Here is an 18,077-nt window from a genome sequence, read left to right on the forward strand (position 1 = left end):
GTAGCGTGCGAAGAGAGGTTTTGCCGCCCTGTCGTGGAGGATGCATGAAAATACACACCGTACGGGCCCGTTCCGCCGCCGAGGAGTTCCCGCGCGCGGAGCATCTCGCGACGAAGATCGCCGAAGTGGCCGCGGACCCGATCGAAGTCACCACCGAAGTCGCCGCGATGATCGTCAACCGGATCATCGACAACGCCGCGGTAGCCGCCGCGTCGCTCACACGCCGCCCGGTGGCCGCGGCGCGCGCCCAGGCCACCGCGCAGCCCTACTCGCCGCGCGCAGGCCGCCGAGGCGCGATGGTGTTCGGTTTTCCTGTCCCGCAGCGAGTTTCGCCCGAATGGGCTGCTTGGGCCAATGGCGTCGCGGTGCGGGAGCTGGACTTCCACGACACGTTCCTCGCCGCGGAGTATTCGCATCCCGGTGACAACATCCCACCGATCCTCGCCGTCGCCCAGCATCTCGGCCGCAGCGGCGCCGACCTGATCCGCGGGCTGGCCACCGGCTACGAGATCCAGATCGATCTGGCCCGCGGGATCTGCCTGCACGAGCACAAGATCGATCATGTCGCCCACCTCGGCCCCTCCGTCGCGGCCGGCATCGGAACGCTGCTGCGGCTCGATACCGAAACCATCTACCAGGCGCTCGGTCAAGCGCTGCACACCACCACGGCGACGCGGCAATCCCGCAAAGGCGAGATCTCCAGCTGGAAGGCGTTCGCTCCGGCGTTCGCGGGGAAGACGGCGGTGGAGGCGGTGGATCGCGCGCTGCGGGGCGAGAGTGCGCCCGCGCCGATCTGGGAAGGCGCCGACGGCGTGATCGCCCGGCTGCTCGGCGGGCCGGATGCCGAATACCGGGTGCCGCTGCCCGGTCCGGGCGAGGCCAAGCGGGCCATCCTGGACAGCTATACCAAGGAGCACTCGGCCGAATACCAGAGCCAGGCGCCGATCGATCTGGCCCGCCGGATGCGCGCGCGGATCGGCGACCCGGAGCAGATCGCCTCGATCGTGCTGCATACCAGTCACCACACGCACGTGGTGATCGGCACGGGTTCCGGTGACCCGCAGAAGTTCGATCCGCACGCCAGTCGCGAAACCCTCGACCATTCGGTTCCTTATATCTTTGCGGTCGCGCTGCAGGACGGGACCTGGCACCACGAGCGGTCGTACGCGCCGGAGCGGGCGCGACGGCCGGACACCGTCGCGCTGTGGCGCAAGATCAGTACGACCGAGGATCCGGAATGGACCCGCCGCTATCACGCCACCGATCCTCGCGAGAAGGCGTTCGGCGCACGAGCTGTCGTGACGCTGCGGGACGGGGAGACGATCGTCGACGAACTGGCGGTCGCCGACGCGCATCCGCTGGGGGCGCGTCCCTTCGGCCGGGCGCAGTACATCGCCAAGTTCCGGGCCTTGGCCGAGGGTGTGCTCGACGAGGACGAGCAGGAGCGTTTCCTCGACGTGGCGCAGCGCGCGCCGGAACTGGCGCCCGGGGAGCTGGACCAGCTGAGTTTCACCGTGTCCGAGCAGGTGCTGAGCCGAGCGCCGCGGATTCCGGAAGGAGTCTTCTGATGCGCGCGCCGATGCTCTTCCGGGATCGCCGGCCGGGCGATGGTGACGTGCTCGCTGTGGCAGGTGGTCGCGGCCTGCCCGCGGCGAGAATCCGGCACGCGCGAGCCGCCGGGGCGGGTACCGCGGCGAGCGACGGCGATGCCCGTGATCTGCCTGCCACGCGAAGCCGTGCTGTGCTGGGCGCCGGGCGGTGGGTCCGGTGACCGGCCTGCTGTCGTCGGCGGCGAGCGCGGAACAGAAGCGCACGGCGTTCCGGGCCGGTCTGTCCTCCGGGCGCATCCAGCGACTGCCGGGTGCCTTCGACCCGTTGGTGGCCCGGATGATCCAGGAGATCGGGTTCGAAGGCGTGTACGTCTCGGGCGCGGCGCTGGCGGCCGAGCTGGCCCTGCCCGACATCGGGCTGACCACCCTCGGCGAAGTGGCCGCCCGCGGGCAGCAGATCGCCCGCACGACGGAGCTTCCGGTGCTCATCGACGCCGACACCGGCTTCGGGGAGCCGATGAACGCCGCGCGCACCGTGACTGTCCTGGAGGACGCGGGGCTGGCGGGCTGCCACATCGAGGACCAGGTCGACCCGAAGCGTTGCGGGCATCTCGACGGCAAGTCCGTGGTGCCGGTCGAGCAGATGGTGCGGCGGTTGCGCGCCGCCGTGTCGGCTCGGCGCGACCCGAACTTCGTCGTCTGCGCCCGCACCGACGCCCGCGCGACCGAAGGATTGGCCGCGGCGATCGATCGGGCCAAGGCCTACGCCGACGCCGGTGCGGACCTGATCTTCACCGAAGCGCTGGCCGACGCCGGGGAGTTCGCGAGATTCCGTGCTGCCGTGCAGGTTCCGTTGCTGGCGAACATGACCGAGTTCGGCAAGTCGGAACTGCTGCCCGCGCCTGTGCTCGAAGAGCTCGGCTACAACGCCGTCATCTATCCGGTGACCACCTTGCGACTGGCCATGCACGCCGTGGAGAACGGGCTGCGCGACATCGACCGCACCGGCACCCAGGCCGCACTGCTCGACCGTATGCAGCACCGGTCCCGCCTCTACGAACTGCTGCGCTATGAGCGCTACAGCGAATTCGACGCAGGAATATTCACCTTCACCGTGAGCGAGTGAACGACATGACCGAGATCAAGAAGGGCTTGGCGGGCGTGGTGGCCGACACCACCGCCGTCTCGAAGGTGGTACCCGAGACCAACTCCCTGACCTATCGCGGCTACGCGGTGCCGGATCTGGCCCGGCACTGCCGGTTCGAGGAGGTCGCCTACCTGCTCTGGTACGGCGAACTACCGGACGCCGCGCAACTGGAACTGCTGTGCAGACGCGAGCGCGCCCAGCGCCGGATCGAGCGATCCGTGCTGTCGCTCATCGAAAAGATGCCCGACTCCTGTCATCCGATGGACGTGGTGCGGACGGTGGTGAGTTATCTGGGAGCCGAGGACCCGGAGGAGGATCTCACCGGCGCTCCCGGCCTGCGGGTGCTGCAGGCCAAGGCGCTGCGCTTGACCGCGATGCTGCCCACCGTCATCGCGGCCGACATGCGCAGGCGGCGCGGACTGGATTTCGTCGCGCCGCATCCTCACCTGGGTTTCGCGGAGAACTTCCTGAACATGTGCTTCGGCGCCGTGCCCGATCCCCGGATCGTCGAGGCGTTCGAGGCCTCCTTGATCCTCTACGCCGAGCACGGTTTCAACGCCTCGACCTTCGCCGCCCGGGTGGTCACCTCGACCCGATCGGACATCTACAGCGCGGTCACGGCCGCGATCGGCGCGCTGAAAGGCCCGCTGCACGGCGGTGCCAACGAGGCCGTCATGCACGCGCTGCTGGAGATCGGCGAACCGGAACGAGCCCGCGAATGGCTGCGCGCGAAGCTCGCGGACAAGCAGAAGGTAATGGGGTTCGGGCACCGGGTCTACCAGAACGGCGACTCCAGGGTGCCGACCATGCGGGCACAGTTGGCGCAGGTCGCGGCGGTGACCGGCGGCGAGCGGTGGCTGCGGGTGTGCGTCGCGCTGGAACGCGCGATGGACGAGGCCACCGGCATCAAGCCGAATCTGGATTTCCCGACCGGCCCCGCCTACTACCTGATGGGCTTCGACATCGCGATGTTCACGCCGATCTTCGTGATGAGCAGGATCACCGGGTGGACCGCGCACATCATCGAGCAGACGGCATCCAACGCGCTGATCCGGCCGTTGTCGGAGTACATCGGCGTCCCGCAACGCGACTTGGCGGTCAGCCGCTGACCGGAGCGGCCGACGGGCGCACCCCCTTCCGTGCCGAGCAATTGCTTGGTTGAATTATCCGGTCCGGCGTCCGGCAGCAGGAAGTGAGCAGAACGAATGCCCGATCCCGACGAACTCGTGCGTGCGATGTGCCGAAGCTGGTCCGACCCCGATCCGGATCGGATCAGCGCGTACTTCGCCGAGGATGCCGTCTACCACAACATCCCGATGGAACCCATCGTCGGCCGCACCGCCATCCGCGACTTCATCGCGGGTTTTCTGACCACCTTCGACGCCATCGACTTCGACATCCACCACCAGGTCGCCTCCGGCACGGTGGTGATGAACGAGCGCACCGACACCCTCCGCTCCGCAGGCCGCGAGACTCCGCTCCCGGTCATGGGCTTCTTCGAAGTCGCCGACGGCGAGATCGCCGTATGGCGCGATTACTTCGACATGGCCGCCATCAACCGGGCCTTCGGCCTGTAGCGACGTCGGAAAATTCCTTCCCCTGCTCGGAACCGAATCAGTGGTGGGTGCGTCGAAAGTAGGCAAGAGGGAAAGACGGTGTCGTGGTCGACTTGTGAGGAGGGGTAGCCGATGGAGCGTTGTTCCGGGTGTCATACGGCATGGCGGCGGGGGATGCGGGCGCGGGCGCGGGAGTTGCCGGTGACGCGGCGGGAGGAACCGTGTGATCGGTACACCTTACGGCGGCGGCAGCCCCCGCGACCGGAGCCGGAATCCGATTGACGGCGTAGTCGATTCGGTGCCCCCTTCGACAGGCGAAGGGGGCACCGATCATCGATCGGCGGTCGAACTCACCGTACCGCCGCCGCGGCGGCGACCATGTTGCGCAGGGAGGCTTCCACCTCGGTGCGTCCCCTGGTCTTCAGCCCGCAGTCGGGATTCACCCACAGCCGTTCGGCCGGAACGGCTTTCAGCGCCGCCCGCAACGATGTGGTGATCTCCTCCACGCTGGGCACCCGCGGCGAGTGGATGTCGTACACACCGGGGCCGACCCCCAGGTCGAATCCCGCGGCGTTCAGGTCGTCGAGCACCTCCATACGGGACCGCGCCGCCTCGATGGACGTGACATCGGCGTCCAGCCCGGCGATCGCTTCGATCACCTCGCCGAATTCCGAGTAGCACAGGTGCGTGTGGATCTGCGTCGCATCGGACACCCCGGAGGTCGCGAGCCGGAACGACTGCACTGACCACTCCAGATACCCGGGCTGGTCGGCCGCGCGCAGTGGGAGCAGTTCGCGCAAGGCCGGCTCGTCGACCTGGATGATCCGGATGCCCGCCGACTCCAGGTCCACGGTCTCGTCCCGGATGGCCAGCGCCACCTGGCGGGCCGACTCGCCCAACGGCTGGTCGTCGCGCACGAACGACCACGCCAGAATGGTCACCGGCCCGGTCAGCATGCCCTTCACCGGCTTGTCGGTGAGCGACTGCGCGTACTCGATCCAGTCGACGGTCATCGGCTTCCGCCGCGCGACGTCTCCGAACAGGATCGGCGGCCGCACGCAGCGTGTCCCGTAGGACTGCACCCACCCGTGCTCGGTCGCCGCGAACCCGTCGAGATGCTCGGCGAAGTACTGCACCATGTCGTTGCGTTCCGGCTCGCCGTGCACCAGCACATCCAGCCCCAGTGCTTCCTGCAGCGTGATGACCTCCGCGATCTCGGCGCGCATCCGGCGCACGTACTCCGCCTGGTCGATCTCGCCCTTGCGCAGCGCGGCGCGCGCCAGCCGGATGGCCGAGGTCTGCGGGTAGGAACCGATCGTCGTGGTCGGCAGTGCAGGCAGCCGCAAACGGTCCCGTTGCAGTTCCCGCCGTTGTTCGGCGGGCGCGCGGCGGGCGGCGTCCGGCCCGAGCGCCGCCAGCCGCGCGCGCACTCCCGGATCGTTCAGCCGCGGATCCGACGTCCGCGACGCCAGCGCCTCGCGGACCGCGGCCAATTCGGCGTCGATCGCCTCCGCGCCCTCGCTCAGGCCGGTCGCGAGCAGCCGGATCTCGGTCACTTTCTCGGCGCCGAACGCCAGCCAGGACCGCAGACGCTCGTCCAACCCGGTCTCCCCGGCCAGCGTGTACGGCACGTGCAGCAACGAGCACGAGCTCGAAACCGCCACGTGCCCGGCGGATCCCAGTAACGAACCGAGCGTGGCCACGGCTCGGTCGAGATCGGTGCGCCAAACGTTGCGCCCGTCCACGACACCGGCGACGACCAGCTTGCCGGTCAGCGCCGGCACGGCCGCCACCGCGGCGATGTCGACGCCGGAGGTGAAGTCGAGGGCTACTCCTTCTATCCCGGTGCGGGCCAGCGCCCCGAGAGCGGCGTCCGGCTGTCCGAAGTAGGTCGCGACGAGGATCGCCGGGCGCTCGGTGGCGTCGGCGAGTTCCTCGTAGGTGACCTGCAGCAGGTCGATTTCCTCTGCGGTGAGGTCGGTGACCAGCACCGGCTCATCGATCTGCACCCACTCGGCGCCGGTGACGGCGAGCCTGCGCAGCAGTTCCCGGTAGAGCGGCAGCAGTTCGATCAGCCGGGCGAGTGCCTGGCCGCCGGTCGCCTTCGCCAGCTTCAGGAAGGTGAGCGGGCCGATCACCACCGGCCGCGCGGGCACACCCAGCTCGAGCGCCTCCTGCAGTTCCGTCAGCAGCTTCTCCGGATGCAGCGAGAACGCGGTCTCCGGGCCGATTTCCGGCACCAGGTAGTGGTAGTTGGTGTCGAACCACTTGGTCATCTCCAAGGGCTCGACCGTGTCGGTGCCACGGGCGGCGGCGAAATACCGGTCCAGCGGATCCGTGATCCCGGCGACCCGGGGCGGCAGCGCGCCCAGCAGCTCGGCGGTGTCGAGCATGTGGTCGTAGTAGGAAAACGTGCCGACGGGGATCGAGTCCAAGCCCGCGGCGCGCAGTTCGGCGAACTGGGCCTGCCGCAGCTCGCGCGCCGCGGCGTGCAACCGGCCCGCGTCGCGCTTGCCCGCCCAATAGGCTTCGGTAGCCCGCTTCAGTTCGCGTCGTGGCCCCACTCGTGGAAGCCCGAGAACCGTCGCGGTGAACGGCTTCTGCTGTGCAACAGTCACGATGTTTCTCCATTGCTGAGGACGAAAGCCATCGCCTTACGGGCAGGCGGAGAACCTGATGACATGCCGGTGAATGTTCCCGGCCGAGGAGCCCGACACGTCAGCTGGTGATCCGCGCGCCCAATCCACGAGGCGGTGGCCGCCGGGTACGGCGTACTCGGCACGGCTGGCAGGTCTTCGGACTCGCGGGCACCGGCCGTGCGGGCCGGCGTACGCCGGAGTGCTCCCGATGGCCGACCTACTGGCCGTCGCTTCCCGAGTCGCGGAGCCTTCCGGCCCGGTGAACTCAGTGCCTGGTGACGGCGGTCGTTCCTGCATACCGCTGCGGGACAGTCCCGGATTCCCACCGGGTTCCCTCTCACCCGCCGTGACGTCGCCGCACGGGCGGGCTCGACTCCGTGGCGCGACGTCGGGGCTCCATCTCGTCGCGCTGCGGTGAACCAGCTGCCTCCTCAGCATAGGACGCGATGGGGCGAGCGCGTCGAACCGGACCCGGTCGCGCGGCGGCGCACCGGTTGCCGGCGCGCCGCATTTGTGTCGGCACGGTGAACGCAACTTCGCAACGGTGCTAGTCGGCTTTGTGAAAAACTTCGCGAAGGGGGATTCCGTGTCGGTGCGGTTCACGCAGCCGGGTACCTTAGGTCAATGTTCTCGAAAGTCTTGGTTGCCAACCGTGGCGAGATCGCCATCCGAGCCTTCCGCGCGGCTTACGAACTCGGCATCGGGACGGTCGCCGTGTTCCCGTACGAGGACCGCAATTCGGTCCATCGGTTGAAGGCGGCGGAGTCGTATCAGATCGGCGAGCCCGGCCATCCGGTGCGGGCCTACCTGTCGATCGAGGCGATCATCGAGGCGGCCAAGTCCGCGGGCGCCGACGCCATCTATCCCGGGTACGGATTCCTGTCGGAGAACCCGGATCTGGCGGCGGCATGCGCCCGGGAGGGCATCACCTTCATCGGCCCGTCGGCCGAGGTGCTCGAACTGGCGGGTAACAAGGCGCGCGCCATCGAGGCGGCCAGGGCGGCCGGTCTGCCGGTGTTGCGTTCGAGCGCACCGTCGTCGGACGTGGAGGAGCTGCTGGCCGCGGCGAACGAGCTGGAATACCCGATCTTCGTCAAGGCCGTCGCCGGCGGCGGCGGGCGCGGGATGCGCCGGGTCGCCGCGCCCGAGCAGCTGCGCGAGTCGATCGAGGCGGCTTCCCGGGAGGCGGAGTCTGCGTTCGGCGACCCGACGGTGTTCCTGGAGCAGGCGGTGGTGAATCCCCGTCACATCGAGGTGCAGATCCTGGCCGACCAGCAGGGGAATGTGATGCACCTGTTCGAGCGGGACTGCTCGCTACAGCGCAGGCACCAGAAGGTGATCGAGCTGGCGCCCGCGCCGAATCTGGACCCCGCCCTGCGCGAGCGGATCTGCGCCGACGCGGTGGCCTTCGCCCGGCAGATCGGCTACTCGTGCGCGGGCACCGTGGAGTTCCTGCTGGACGAGCGCGGCAACCACGTCTTCATCGAGATGAACCCGCGCATCCAGGTGGAACACACGGTGACCGAGGAGATCACCGACGTCGACCTGGTCCAGTCACAGCTGCGCATCGCCGCGGGGGAGACGCTCGAGCAGCTGGGTCTGAGCCAGGACGCCGTGACCATCCGGGGTGCGGCATTGCAGTGCCGGATCACCACCGAGGACCCGGCGAACGGGTTCCGTCCGGACACCGGCCGGATCACCGCCTACCGCACACCCGGCGGCGCGGGCATCCGCCTGGACGGTGGGGCCAACCTGGGCGCCGAGATCGGAGCCTACTTCGACTCCATGCTGGTCAAGCTCACCTGCCGGGGCCGCGACTTCGGTGCGGCGGTGGCGCGGGCGAGCCGGGCGCTGGCGGAGTTCCGGATCCGTGGTGTGGCCACCAACATTCCCTTCCTGCTGGCGGTGCTGGACGATCCCGACTTCAAGGCGGGCCGGGTCACCACCTCGTTCATCGACGAGCGCCCGCAGCTGCTGACGCTGCGGCAGTCCGCCGACCGCGGCACCAAGATCCTCGACTATCTGGCCGACGTCACCGTGAACAAGCCGCACGGTGAGCGGCCGACCACGGTGTACCCGCACGACAAACTGCCCGCGATCGATCCGAGCGTGCCGCCGCCGGACGGCTCCCGGCAGCGGCTGCTGCGGCTGGGACCGGAAGGCTTCGCGCGGGCGTTGCGCGAGCAGAAGGCGGTCGGCGTCACCGACACCACCTTCCGTGACGCGCATCAGTCGCTGCTGGCCACCCGCGTGCGCACCAACGGCCTGCTCGGGGTGGCGGGGCATGTGGCGCGGTTGACGCCGGAGCTGTTGTCGGTGGAGTGCTGGGGCGGCGCGACTTATGACGTGGGCTTGCGGTTCCTCTACGAGGACCCGTGGGAGCGGCTGGCGGCGTTGCGGGAGGCGATCCCGAATATCTGCCTGCAGATGCTGCTGCGCGGCCGCAACACCGTCGGCTACACCCCGTATCCGGAGGCGGTGACCCGCGCGTTCGTCTCCGAGGCGACCGCGACGGGCATCGATATCTTCCGGATCTTCGACGCGCTCAACAACGTCGACCAGATGCGCCCGGCCATCGACGCGGTCCGCGAGACCGGGACCGCGATCGCGGAGGTCGCGATCAGCTACACCGGGGATCTGTCGAATCCGGACGAGTCGCTCTACACCCTGGACTACTACCTGAAGCTGGCCGAGCAGATCGTCGACGCGGGCGCGCACGTGCTGGCGATCAAGGACATGGCAGGCCTGCTGCGCGCCCCGGCCGCGACCACGCTGGTCACGGCGTTGCGCAGCAATTTCGACCTGCCGGTGCACGTGCACACCCACGACACCCCGGGCGGGCAGCTGGCCACCTATCTGGCCGCGTGGCAGGCCGGCGCCGACGCCGTCGACGGCGCCAGTGCCGCGATGGCAGGCACCACCAGCCAGCCCGCGCTCTCGGCGATCGTCGCCGCGGCCGCTCACAGTGAATACGACACCGGGTTGAACCTGCAGGCGGTGTGCGACCTGGAGCCGTACTGGGAGGCGTTGCGGAAGGTCTACGCGCCGTTCGAGTCCGGGTTGCCCGCGCCCACCGGACGCGTCTACACCCACGAGATCCCCGGCGGTCAGTTGTCGAACCTGCGCCAGCAGGCGATCGCGCTCGGGTTGGGCGACCGGTTCGAGGAGGTGGAGGCGAAATACGCCGCCGCCGACCGGCTGCTCGGGCGTCTGGTGAAGGTCACACCGTCCTCGAAGGTCGTCGGTGACCTGGCGCTGGCGCTGGTCGGCACCGGTGTCGAGGTGGAGGACTTCGCCGCCGATCCGGGCCGCTACGACATCCCGGATTCGGTGATCGGGTTCCTGCGCGGCGAACTCGGCACACCCGCAGGCGGCTGGCCCGAACCGTTCCGCAGCAAAGCGCTGGCCGGGCGCAGCGCGGCCAAGCCGGAGACACCGTTGACGCCCGCGGACGAAAAGGGCCTGGCGGGCAGCTCCGAGGAGCGGCGGGCGACGTTGAACCGGCTGCTGTTCCCCGGTCCCACCGCCGAATTCCTCGCCCACCGCGAGAAGTACGGCGACACTTCCGGGCTGTCGGCCAACCAGTTCTTCTACGGTTTGCGCCGTGGCGAGGAACACCGGGTGCAACTGGAGAAGGGCGTCACGCTGCTCATCGGCCTGGAAGCCATCTCCGAACCCGACGAGCGCGGCATGCGCACGGTGATGTGCATCCTCAACGGACAGCTGCGGCCGGTGTCGGTGCGCGACCGCTCGATCGCCAGCGAGATCCCGGCCGCGGAGAAAGCCGACAAGGCCAACCCCGGCCATGTCGCGGCGCCGTTCGCCGGTGTCGTCACTCTCGCGGTGTCCGAAGGCGATTCGGTCGCGGCGGGCGACACCATCGGCACCATCGAGGCGATGAAGATGGAAGCCGCGATCACCGCGCCACGGGCGGGCACCGTCGGCCGCGTCGCCATCGGCGCCGTGCAACAGGTCGAAGGCGGCGACCTGCTCATCGAGCTGACGGTCCGGGAGTCGTCCGCCGGATGACGCGGATCGTCGCGGGGACGGCGGGCGGGCGGCGACTCCGGGTGCCGCCCGCCGGCACCCGGCCGACCTCCGACCGGGTACGGGAGGCGCTGTTCAGCGCCTTGGACGCCAGGCTGGACTTCGCGGGCACGCGGGTGCTGGACCTGTACGCGGGTTCCGGCGCGCTCGGGCTGGAAGCGCTGTCGCGCGGCGCGCAGCACGCGCTGCTGGTCGAGTCCGACCGCAAGGCGGCGGCGGTGGTCCGCGGCAATATCGCCGAGCTGGGGTTGCCCGGCGCGGAATTGCGCGTCGGGACCGTGGCCAGTGTGCTGCAACTGGGCGGGGCGGGCGTTTTCGACGTGGTGTTCTCCGACCCGCCTTACGCGGTGGACAACGCGGCGGTGCTCGCCGACCTGCGGTCGCTGACCGAGCGCGGCTGGCTGCGTCCCGGCGCGTTCGTCGTGCTGGAGCGTTCGGCGCGGTCGCCCGAAACGGCTTGGCCCGCAGGCTTCGTCCCGGCCAAGTCGCGCCGATACGGCGAAACCCGCATCGATCTGGCGGAGTACGAGCCGGAAGCCTAGACGCGGACCGGCCACTCGCGCCCGGCCGGGTATGTCCTGCTAGCGTCGCCTCATGGCAGGAGCACTGTGCCCCGGATCGTTCGACCCCGTGACCTACGGACATCTCGACGTCTTCACCCGGGCCGCGGCCCAGTTCGACGAGGTCGTCATCACCGTCATGATCAATCCGAAGAAGCAGGGCATGTTCACCGTCGAGGAGCGCATGGAAATGCTGCGCGAGTCGACCGCGCACCTGGGCAACGTGCGGGTGGAGTCGTGGCAGGGCCTGACGGTGGATTTCGCCCGCGAGCAGGGCATCACCGCGATCGTGAAGGGTCTGCGCGACGCGGGCGACTTCGGCTACGAACTGCAGATGGCGCAGATGAACAAGAAGCTCTCCGGGGTGGACACGTTCTTCATCGCCACCAACCCGTCCTTCAGCTTCCTGTCCAGCTCACTGGTCAAGGAGGTCGCCGCGTACGGCGGCGACGTCACCGACATGCTGCCCCCTTCGGTGCACAAGCGCCTCGTCGACCGTCTGGCCGAGCGCAAGAACTGACGGTGAACCCGCAGGCACCCCGCCCCGCACCGGCACATTCTGCGAACACCGGTGCGGCGGCGGAGTAGCGACCCGGCGAGGCGGTCCCCCTAGAAGACCAGGCCGCGCAGGGCGAGGAAGCGCATGCCACCGACCGCTGCGGTGATGGCCAGGATGGCGGCGGCCTGCGCGGTGTCTCCGAGGCCGGGAGCCCACAGGCCGAGTGCGGCCAGCGCCGCGGTCGTGACGCCGAGGCCGACCAGCGCGAGTCCGCCGCCTTCCCATTGGGCGGTGAACCAGCCGACCCGTGCCGCGGCGTGGAAGGTGAGCTGACGGTGCAGCTCGTTGGCGATCATCGTGCTGACGATGGAGCCGACGACGTTGGCGACCAGTGGTCCGACGCCGTGCATGCCGAAGAACAGCAGGACGTAGGCGATGTTGCTGGACCCGCCGACCAGCGCGAAGCGGATCAGCTGCGCGAAGGCGCGATCGCCGCGCAGATAGCGGGTGAGCTGTCCGAACCTGGTCGCGACCGAGCTCGTCGGCAACACCGGGTATGGGCCCACCCACGGCACGAAGAAGCTGGTGGCGCTCCCTCCACCCGGTCGGGGTAGTTCCAGAACAGTCATCGTCTTTCCGATCGAACACAGGCCCTCGGCAGAGACAACGGCGATGGTGATCGCCCGCCCCCGTCGACTCTTGGCAGGTTCCGTTCCTCGCGCGCAATCAGCGATCGCTGACGCGTCGGAGCCTGTCGACATTCGACGGCAGGTTGCCCGTACCTCCGGCTTCCTGGTCCACGATCCGGGGATCGCGGTAGGTGGTGAAGATCTTGGTCGACCTTCCAGAAAAATGTAACACGAAGCGGAGAGGCAGTCTCCACTTGATTTCTGTGGCGTGCGAGACACTGGGCCGACACACCGGAAAGTGACTCGGCACGAGCGGTGACGACGGGCACACTGGGGCTCGGCGGAAAGTTTCGCCGTGAGTCCGCAGGAGGGTAGTGAGCATGTATCGCGTATTCGAAGCGCTCGACGAACTGGTCGCCATTGTCGAAGAGGCCCGCGGCATCCCGCCGACCCGCAGCTGCATCGTGCCGCGCGGCGACGTGCTCGAGCTACTCGACGACGTGCGCGACGCGCTGCCCGGTGAACTCGACGACGCCCAGGACGTGCTCGACCATCGCGACAAGATCGTCTCCGATGCCAGGACCGCGGCCGAGACCGCCGTGACCGGCGCGAACGAGCAGGCCGAGCGCACCATCGGCTCCGCGCGCGAGGAGGCCGACCGCATCCTGGCCGACGCCAAGGCGCATGCCGACCGCATGGTCGCCGAGGCGAGCGCGCACGCCGATCGTCTCGTCGCCTCCGCCCAGGAGGAAGCCGACCGCGTGGTGGCCGACGGCAATGCCGAATACGAGGCGGTGACCGGACGGGCGCGCGTCGAGTCCGAGCGGATGATCGAGGCGGGCAAGGCCGCCTATGACCGTTCCGTCGCCGAGGGGCTCGCCGAGCAGGAGCGTCTGGTCACGCAGACCGAGGTGGTCCGCGCCGCGCACGCCGAATCGGCCAGGGTGATCGACGCCGCGCACGCCGAAGCCGATCGCCTGCGCGAGGAATGCGACCACTACGTCGACTCCCGGCTGGCCGATTTCGAGGAGACGCTGACCAGCACGCTGCGCACGGTCGGACGGGGGCGGCATCAGTTGCGCAGCGGGGCGGGCGCACCCGACTACGCCGGCGAATTCCGCAGGTAGCGGCATCGAACGGGGTGGGGCGGGTTTGGGTCCGTACCGCATGATCGCGTATTGTTGAGTGGTTGCCCGTATCCCTCGATCGTGAGTGAGTTCGTGATGTCCGCCGGTTCCGGTTCCGCGTCGCGTCCGCAGTCGGCCAAGCGCCGGCCGCCGGACGGTGGTTTCGTGCTGGACACCCGCAGCATCGGTCGCAGGCCGGGGACCATGCGCGAGCTGCACCGCACCGTCACCACCGAGCAGCGGATCGGACTGGATCTGAACGCCGTTCCCGTGGGCGCGCAGGTGGAACTCGACCTGCAGTTGCAGGCGGTGTCCGAGGGTGTGCTGGTCACCGGCACGGTGTCCGCGCCGGTCGAAGGCGAGTGCTCGCGCTGCCTCGAGCCGTTCGGTGACGAGATCACCGTGCGGCTGACCGAATTGTTCGCCTACCCGGACAGCACCACCGAGCAGACCACTGAGGACGACGAGGTCTACCGCATGGTCGACGACCTCATCGACCTGGAGCCCGTGGTGATCGACGCCGTCGGCCTCGAGCTGCCGCTGCAGCCGCTGTGCACGCCCGATTGCGCGGGATTGTGCCCGGAATGCGGCGTACGGATGGCGATTGCGGGATCCGACCACCGGCATGAGATACTTGACCCTCGCTGGGCCGGACTGGCTGAATACGCCTCCGGATCGCCCGGCACCGGCAGCCCCGACGAGGGTGCGGCCGACCGAGACCACTGAGCAAGACCGATCAGCCGAACCGGCAGAGCAATCAGACAGAGGAGAAGTAGTCGTGGCCGTTCCCAAGCGCCGGATGTCCCGTTCCAACACCAGGTCGCGGCGCAGCCAGTGGAAGGCCACCGCGCCGACCCTGATCACCTGCCCGAACCGCGCTTGCGGCGAGAAGACTCTCCCGCACATCGCCTGCCCGTCCTGCGGCACCTACAAGGGCCGCCAGGTCACCGCCGCGGTCTGATCGTTCGACCTGTCGTAGCAACGTGACCGACGAACCCGACTCGTCCGGTGAACACGCGAGCCTGCTCGCCGCGTTGGGCGTCGATGTCCAGCCGGACCTGCTGCGTCTCGCGCTGACCCATCGGTCGTACGCGTACGAGAACGGCGGTCTGCCGACGAACGAACGTCTCGAGTTCCTCGGCGACTCCGTGCTCGGGCTGAGCATCACCGAACGGCTGTACCACGAACATCCCTCCAAGAGCGAGGGTGAGCTGGCCAAACTGCGCGCGAGCGTGGTGAACATGCGCGCCCTCGCGGAAGTGGCCCGCGGGCTCGGCGAAGGCGGCCTCGGTTCGCACCTGCTGCTCGGCAAAGGTGAGGAACTCACCGGCGGCCGAGACAAGGAGAGCATCCTCGCCGACGGCATGGAGTCGCTGCTCGGCGCCGTGCATCTGCAGCACGGCATCGAAGTGGCCCGCTCCGTGGTATTGCGGCTGTTCGCGGAACTGCTCGAGCGCGGCCCGCGCATGGGTGCCGGCCTGGACTGGAAGACGAGCCTGCAGGAACTCACCGCCGAGCGTGGTCTCGGCGTGCCCAGCTACGAGATCACCTCGACAGGGCCGGACCACGACAAGGAATTCACCGCCACCACGGTGGTCGGCGGACGGGCCTACGGGCAGGGCGTCGGCCGGTCCAAGAAGGAAGCCGAGCAGAAGGCCGCGGGGGCCGCCTACGAGGCGCTGACCGCCGAAACCTGACGTGCCCGAACTACCCGAGGTCGAGGTCGTGCGCCGCGGGCTCGCCGAAAACGTGGTCGGCCGGGTCGTCGAATCGGTGGCGATCACCCATCCCCGCTCGGTGCGCCGCCATCTCGAAGGCGCCGCCGATCTCGCCGCCCGGCTGACCGGCCTGAAGGTCGAGTCCGCCGAGCGGCGCGGCAAATTCCTCTGGCTCACCTTCGACGACCCGGAAGCGGCCCTGGTCGTGCATCTCGGCATGAGCGGTCAGATGCTGGTCCAGCCCGCCGACGCGCCGTTGGAGAAGCACGCGCACATCCGCGCCACCTTCGGCGACGGCACCCAGCTGCGCTTCGTCGACCAGCGGACCTTCGGCGGCTGGGCGCTCGCCCCGCTGGTGGAGGTGGACGGCACGCTGCTGCCGCAGCCGGTGGCGCACATCGCCCGCGACCCGCTGGACCCGCGTTTCGATGTCGAGTCCGTGGTCGCCGTCATCCGGGGCAAGCAGAGTGAGATCAAGCGCGTCCTGCTCGATCAAGGCGTCGTCTCCGGGATCGGCAACATCTACGCCGACGAGGCGCTGTGGCGTGCGAAGCTTCACGGTGGCCGGCTCGCCTCGGGGCTGTCGCGGCCCACGGTGCGCGGGCTGCTGGCCGACGTCGGCGCGGTGATGGGCGAAGCGCTCGCCGCGGGAGGCACGTCGTTCGATGCGCTCTATGTGAACGTCAACGGCCAGTCGGGCTACTTCGAACGCGCGCTCGCCGTATACGGTCGGGAGCACGAACCGTGTCGCCGGTGTGGCGCGCCGATCATCCGGGAGCGGTTCATGAACCGCTCGTCCTACTCCTGCCCGCGCTGCCAGCCGAAGCCTCGTCGTCGTTAGCGCGGGCGAGCTACCGTTTCCTCAGGGCGGTTCGGAATGTCAGCCGACCGTGAGGAAGGGAAGCATGCGCAAGCTCACCTATTACGTCGCGTCGACCATTGACGGATTCATCGCCACCGAGGACGGCTCGGTCGATTTCTTCCCCGTCGGCGGCGATCACGGTCCGTCGATCACTGCGCAGTACCCCGAGACACTGCCTACCAAGGTGCGTGAGGCGATCGGGGTGGAGGAACGCAATCGCTACTTCGACACAGTGCTGATGGGACGCAAGACGCACGACTTCGGTGTCCGCACCGGCACTTCGGCGCCGTACGCGCACCTGCGGCAGTTCGTGGTCTCGACCACCCTGCCCGAGAGCCCGGATCCGGCCATCGAGCTGATCTCGGCGGACCCGGTCGAGAAGGTCCGTGCACTCAAGCGAGAGAGCGGACTGGGCATCTGGCTGTGCGGCGGTGGCGAGCTGGCGCAGGTGCTGCTGCCGGAGATCGACCAGATCTTCCTCAAGCTCTACCCGATCGTGCTCGGCCGCGGCCGCGCGCTGTTCGGCGCCGGGTCGCGGCTGCCGGAGCCGGCCAAGTTCCGGGTGATCACCAGCACGGTGTTCGAGGACGGCGTGGCGTTCGTCAAGTACAGCCGGGTGCCGTAGCACGTGCCGGACCAGCAACCGAGTGGCATACCGGACCGGGCCGCGGCGCCCGGTCCGGAGGCGGCGTTGCGGGAGATCGGCTTCTGGCTGGAGCGCTCACGGGCGGAAACCCATCGGGTGAAGGCGTACCGGCGCGCCGCCGACGTGGTGGCGGGATTGCCCGACGACGAGCGCGAGGCGCGCCGGGCGGCCCGCAGCTGGACCGAGCTCGCGGGCATCGGACCGAAGACCGCCGCCGTCATCGAACAGGCGTACGCGGGTGAGGTGCCGCGCTATCTGGCCGAGTTGCGCGCGGCCGCGCAGCCGATCGGAGCCCCGGGCAAGCCGTTGCGGGAGCGGCTGCGCGGCGATCTGCACACGCACTCGAATTGGTCCGACGGCGGCAGCCCGATCGACGAGATGATGCGGGTGGCGGCCGCGCTCGGGCACGAATATTGCGCTCTGACCGATCATTCGCCGCGTCTGACCGTGGCCAACGGATTGTCCGCCGACCGGCTGCGCAAGCAACTGGACGTGGTCGCCGAGCTCAACGAGCGGATGGCGCCGTTCCGCATCCTCACCGGCATCGAAGTGGACATTCTCGACGACGGCAGCCTCGACCAGCAGGCGGATCTGCTGGCCCGGCTGGACATCGTCGTCGCGAGCGTGCATTCGCACCTGCGCGACGACAGCGCGACCATGACCAAACGGATGGCGTACGCGGTCGCCGACCCCGATGTCGACGTGCTCGGCCACTGCACCGGGCGGCTGGTCGCGGGTGGACGCGGCACCAGGCCGGAGTCGGCATTCGACGCCGAGGTGGTGTTCGAGGCTTGCCGCACCTACGGCACCGCCGTGGAGATCAACAGCAGGCCCGAACGCCTCGATCCTCCTTCGCGCTTGCTGCGACTGGCGGCCGAGATGGGCTGTCACTTCTCGATCGACACCGACGCGCACGCACCCGGCCAGCTCGACTGGCAGGGTTACGGCTGTGAGCGCGCGGTCGCGAACGGTGTCGCGGCGGAACGGGTGATCAACACCTGGCCGCTGGCGGATCTCCTCGCCTGGACTCGCGCGCAAGGGTGACCGCGAGGTTAACTATTGTCGAATACTCCGACATTGCCTGTGTCGGAACGGGA

General features: G+C 69.0%; 16 protein-coding genes and 1 riboswitch. Of the genes, 14 read left to right on the top strand and 2 right to left on the bottom strand.

Annotated features, from left to right (window positions below):
• The first annotated feature begins 44 nt into the window (after window positions 1-44).
• From GVY64_RS03645 to GVY64_RS03660, 4 genes are all read left to right on the top strand, one after another.
• On the top strand, window positions 45-1,568 hold the full coding sequence (locus tag GVY64_RS03645) for an MmgE/PrpD family protein (protein ID WP_159838686.1): 1,524 nt from the start codon (window positions 45-47) through the stop codon (window positions 1,566-1,568).
• Between the two features lie 199 nt (window positions 1,569-1,767).
• Entirely contained in the window at window positions 1,768-2,676 is a 909-nt protein-coding gene (prpB, locus tag GVY64_RS03650) for a methylisocitrate lyase (RefSeq protein WP_159838688.1), read from the top strand.
• 5 nt (window positions 2,677-2,681) lie between these two features.
• Window positions 2,682-3,806 (top strand): bifunctional 2-methylcitrate synthase/citrate synthase, encoded by a 1,125-nt coding sequence (locus GVY64_RS03655; protein WP_159838889.1) that lies wholly within the window; start codon window positions 2,682-2,684, stop codon window positions 3,804-3,806.
• A gap of 96 nt (window positions 3,807-3,902) precedes the next feature.
• Window positions 3,903-4,274: a nuclear transport factor 2 family protein gene (locus GVY64_RS03660; protein WP_159838690.1), complete on the top strand. Its 372-nt coding sequence runs from the start codon at window positions 3,903-3,905 to the stop codon at window positions 4,272-4,274.
• A gap of 329 nt (window positions 4,275-4,603) precedes the next feature.
• Here GVY64_RS03660 and metE read toward each other — a convergent pair whose 3' ends face one another.
• Window positions 4,604-6,874 carry a 5-methyltetrahydropteroyltriglutamate--homocysteine S-methyltransferase gene (gene metE, locus GVY64_RS03665; RefSeq protein WP_159838891.1) on the bottom strand — a complete coding sequence of 757 codons (2,271 nt, stop codon included), beginning with the start codon at window positions 6,872-6,874 and terminating at the stop codon, window positions 4,604-4,606.
• Between the two features lie 148 nt (window positions 6,875-7,022).
• A riboswitch (cobalamin riboswitch) is annotated at window positions 7,023-7,252 on the bottom strand.
• Between the two features lie 264 nt (window positions 7,253-7,516).
• On the opposite strand from metE, the gene GVY64_RS03670 reads away from it, so the two are divergent.
• The 3 genes from GVY64_RS03670 to coaD are packed head-to-tail and all read left to right on the top strand — an operon-like array spanning window position 7,517 to window position 12,019.
• Window positions 7,517-10,921 (top strand): pyruvate carboxylase, encoded by a 3,405-nt coding sequence (locus tag GVY64_RS03670; protein WP_159838692.1) that lies wholly within the window; start codon window positions 7,517-7,519, stop codon window positions 10,919-10,921.
• Window positions 10,918-11,481 carry a 16S rRNA (guanine(966)-N(2))-methyltransferase RsmD gene (gene rsmD, locus GVY64_RS03675; RefSeq protein ID WP_159838694.1) on the top strand — a complete coding sequence of 188 codons (564 nt, stop codon included), beginning with the start codon at window positions 10,918-10,920 and terminating at the stop codon, window positions 11,479-11,481. Before GVY64_RS03670 ends, rsmD begins: the two co-directional genes overlap by 4 nt.
• Window positions 11,482-11,533: 52 nt before the next feature.
• Window positions 11,534-12,019, top strand: coding sequence for a pantetheine-phosphate adenylyltransferase (gene coaD, locus GVY64_RS03680; RefSeq protein WP_159838696.1), 486 nt, complete (start codon window positions 11,534-11,536; stop codon window positions 12,017-12,019).
• Window positions 12,020-12,108: 89 nt separating this feature from the next.
• On the opposite strand, the gene GVY64_RS03685 is transcribed toward coaD, so the two are convergent.
• Complete coding sequence (locus tag GVY64_RS03685) at window positions 12,109-12,627, bottom strand: GtrA family protein (protein WP_159838698.1); 519 nt, start codon at window positions 12,625-12,627, stop codon at window positions 12,109-12,111.
• 380 nt (window positions 12,628-13,007) lie between these two features.
• Between GVY64_RS03685 and GVY64_RS03690 the strand changes: the two genes are divergently transcribed.
• From GVY64_RS03690 to GVY64_RS03720, 7 genes are all read left to right on the top strand, one after another.
• Window positions 13,008-13,754: a DivIVA domain-containing protein gene (locus GVY64_RS03690; protein ID WP_159838893.1), complete on the top strand. Its 747-nt coding sequence runs from the start codon at window positions 13,008-13,010 to the stop codon at window positions 13,752-13,754.
• Window positions 13,755-13,850: 96 nt separating this feature from the next.
• Window positions 13,851-14,480, top strand: a complete 630-nt coding sequence (locus GVY64_RS03695) for a YceD family protein (RefSeq protein WP_159838895.1) — start codon at window positions 13,851-13,853, stop codon at window positions 14,478-14,480.
• 52 nt (window positions 14,481-14,532) lie between these two features.
• Window positions 14,533-14,715, top strand: a complete 183-nt coding sequence (gene rpmF / locus GVY64_RS03700) for a 50S ribosomal protein L32 (protein WP_014987105.1) — start codon at window positions 14,533-14,535, stop codon at window positions 14,713-14,715.
• A 22-nt stretch (window positions 14,716-14,737) separates the two neighbouring features.
• A complete protein-coding gene (rnc, locus tag GVY64_RS03705; protein ID WP_159838700.1) occupies window positions 14,738-15,451 on the top strand; it encodes a ribonuclease III in 714 nt (237 codons plus the stop codon).
• Between the two features lies 1 nt (window position 15,452).
• Window positions 15,453-16,313, top strand: coding sequence for a bifunctional DNA-formamidopyrimidine glycosylase/DNA-(apurinic or apyrimidinic site) lyase (gene mutM, locus GVY64_RS03710; protein WP_159838702.1), 861 nt, complete (start codon window positions 15,453-15,455; stop codon window positions 16,311-16,313).
• 64 nt (window positions 16,314-16,377) lie between these two features.
• A complete protein-coding gene (locus GVY64_RS03715) occupies window positions 16,378-16,959 on the top strand; it encodes a dihydrofolate reductase family protein (RefSeq protein WP_159838704.1) in 582 nt (193 codons plus the stop codon).
• A gap of 3 nt (window positions 16,960-16,962) precedes the next feature.
• Complete coding sequence (locus GVY64_RS03720) at window positions 16,963-18,024, top strand: PHP domain-containing protein (protein WP_236566586.1); 1,062 nt, start codon at window positions 16,963-16,965, stop codon at window positions 18,022-18,024.
• Window positions 18,025-18,077 lie beyond the last annotated feature (53 nt).

This window comes from Nocardia sp. CY41 (assembly GCF_009829325.1).
Classification (GTDB): domain Bacteria; phylum Actinomycetota; class Actinomycetes; order Mycobacteriales; family Mycobacteriaceae; genus Nocardia.

Bases quoted from the DNA above. Each gene is read 5' to 3' on its own strand.
- GVY64_RS03645 (WP_159838686.1), top strand. From the start codon at position 45: ATGAAAATACACACCGTACGGGCCCGTTCCGCCGCCGAGGAGTTCCCG.
- GVY64_RS03655 (WP_159838889.1), top strand. From the start codon at position 2,682: ATGACCGAGATCAAGAAGGGCTTGGCGGGCGTGGTGGCCGACACCACC.
- GVY64_RS03660 (WP_159838690.1), top strand. From the start codon at position 3,903: ATGCCCGATCCCGACGAACTCGTGCGTGCGATGTGCCGAAGCTGGTCC.
- GVY64_RS03670 (WP_159838692.1), top strand. From the start codon at position 7,517: ATGTTCTCGAAAGTCTTGGTTGCCAACCGTGGCGAGATCGCCATCCGA.
- rsmD (WP_159838694.1), top strand. From the start codon at position 10,918: ATGACGCGGATCGTCGCGGGGACGGCGGGCGGGCGGCGACTCCGGGTG.
- coaD (WP_159838696.1), top strand. From the start codon at position 11,534: ATGGCAGGAGCACTGTGCCCCGGATCGTTCGACCCCGTGACCTACGGA.
- GVY64_RS03685 (WP_159838698.1), bottom strand. From the start codon at position 12,627: ATGACTGTTCTGGAACTACCCCGACCGGGTGGAGGGAGCGCCACCAGC.
- GVY64_RS03690 (WP_159838893.1), top strand. From the start codon at position 13,008: ATGTATCGCGTATTCGAAGCGCTCGACGAACTGGTCGCCATTGTCGAA.
- GVY64_RS03695 (WP_159838895.1), top strand. From the start codon at position 13,851: ATGTCCGCCGGTTCCGGTTCCGCGTCGCGTCCGCAGTCGGCCAAGCGC.
- GVY64_RS03715 (WP_159838704.1), top strand. From the start codon at position 16,378: ATGCGCAAGCTCACCTATTACGTCGCGTCGACCATTGACGGATTCATC.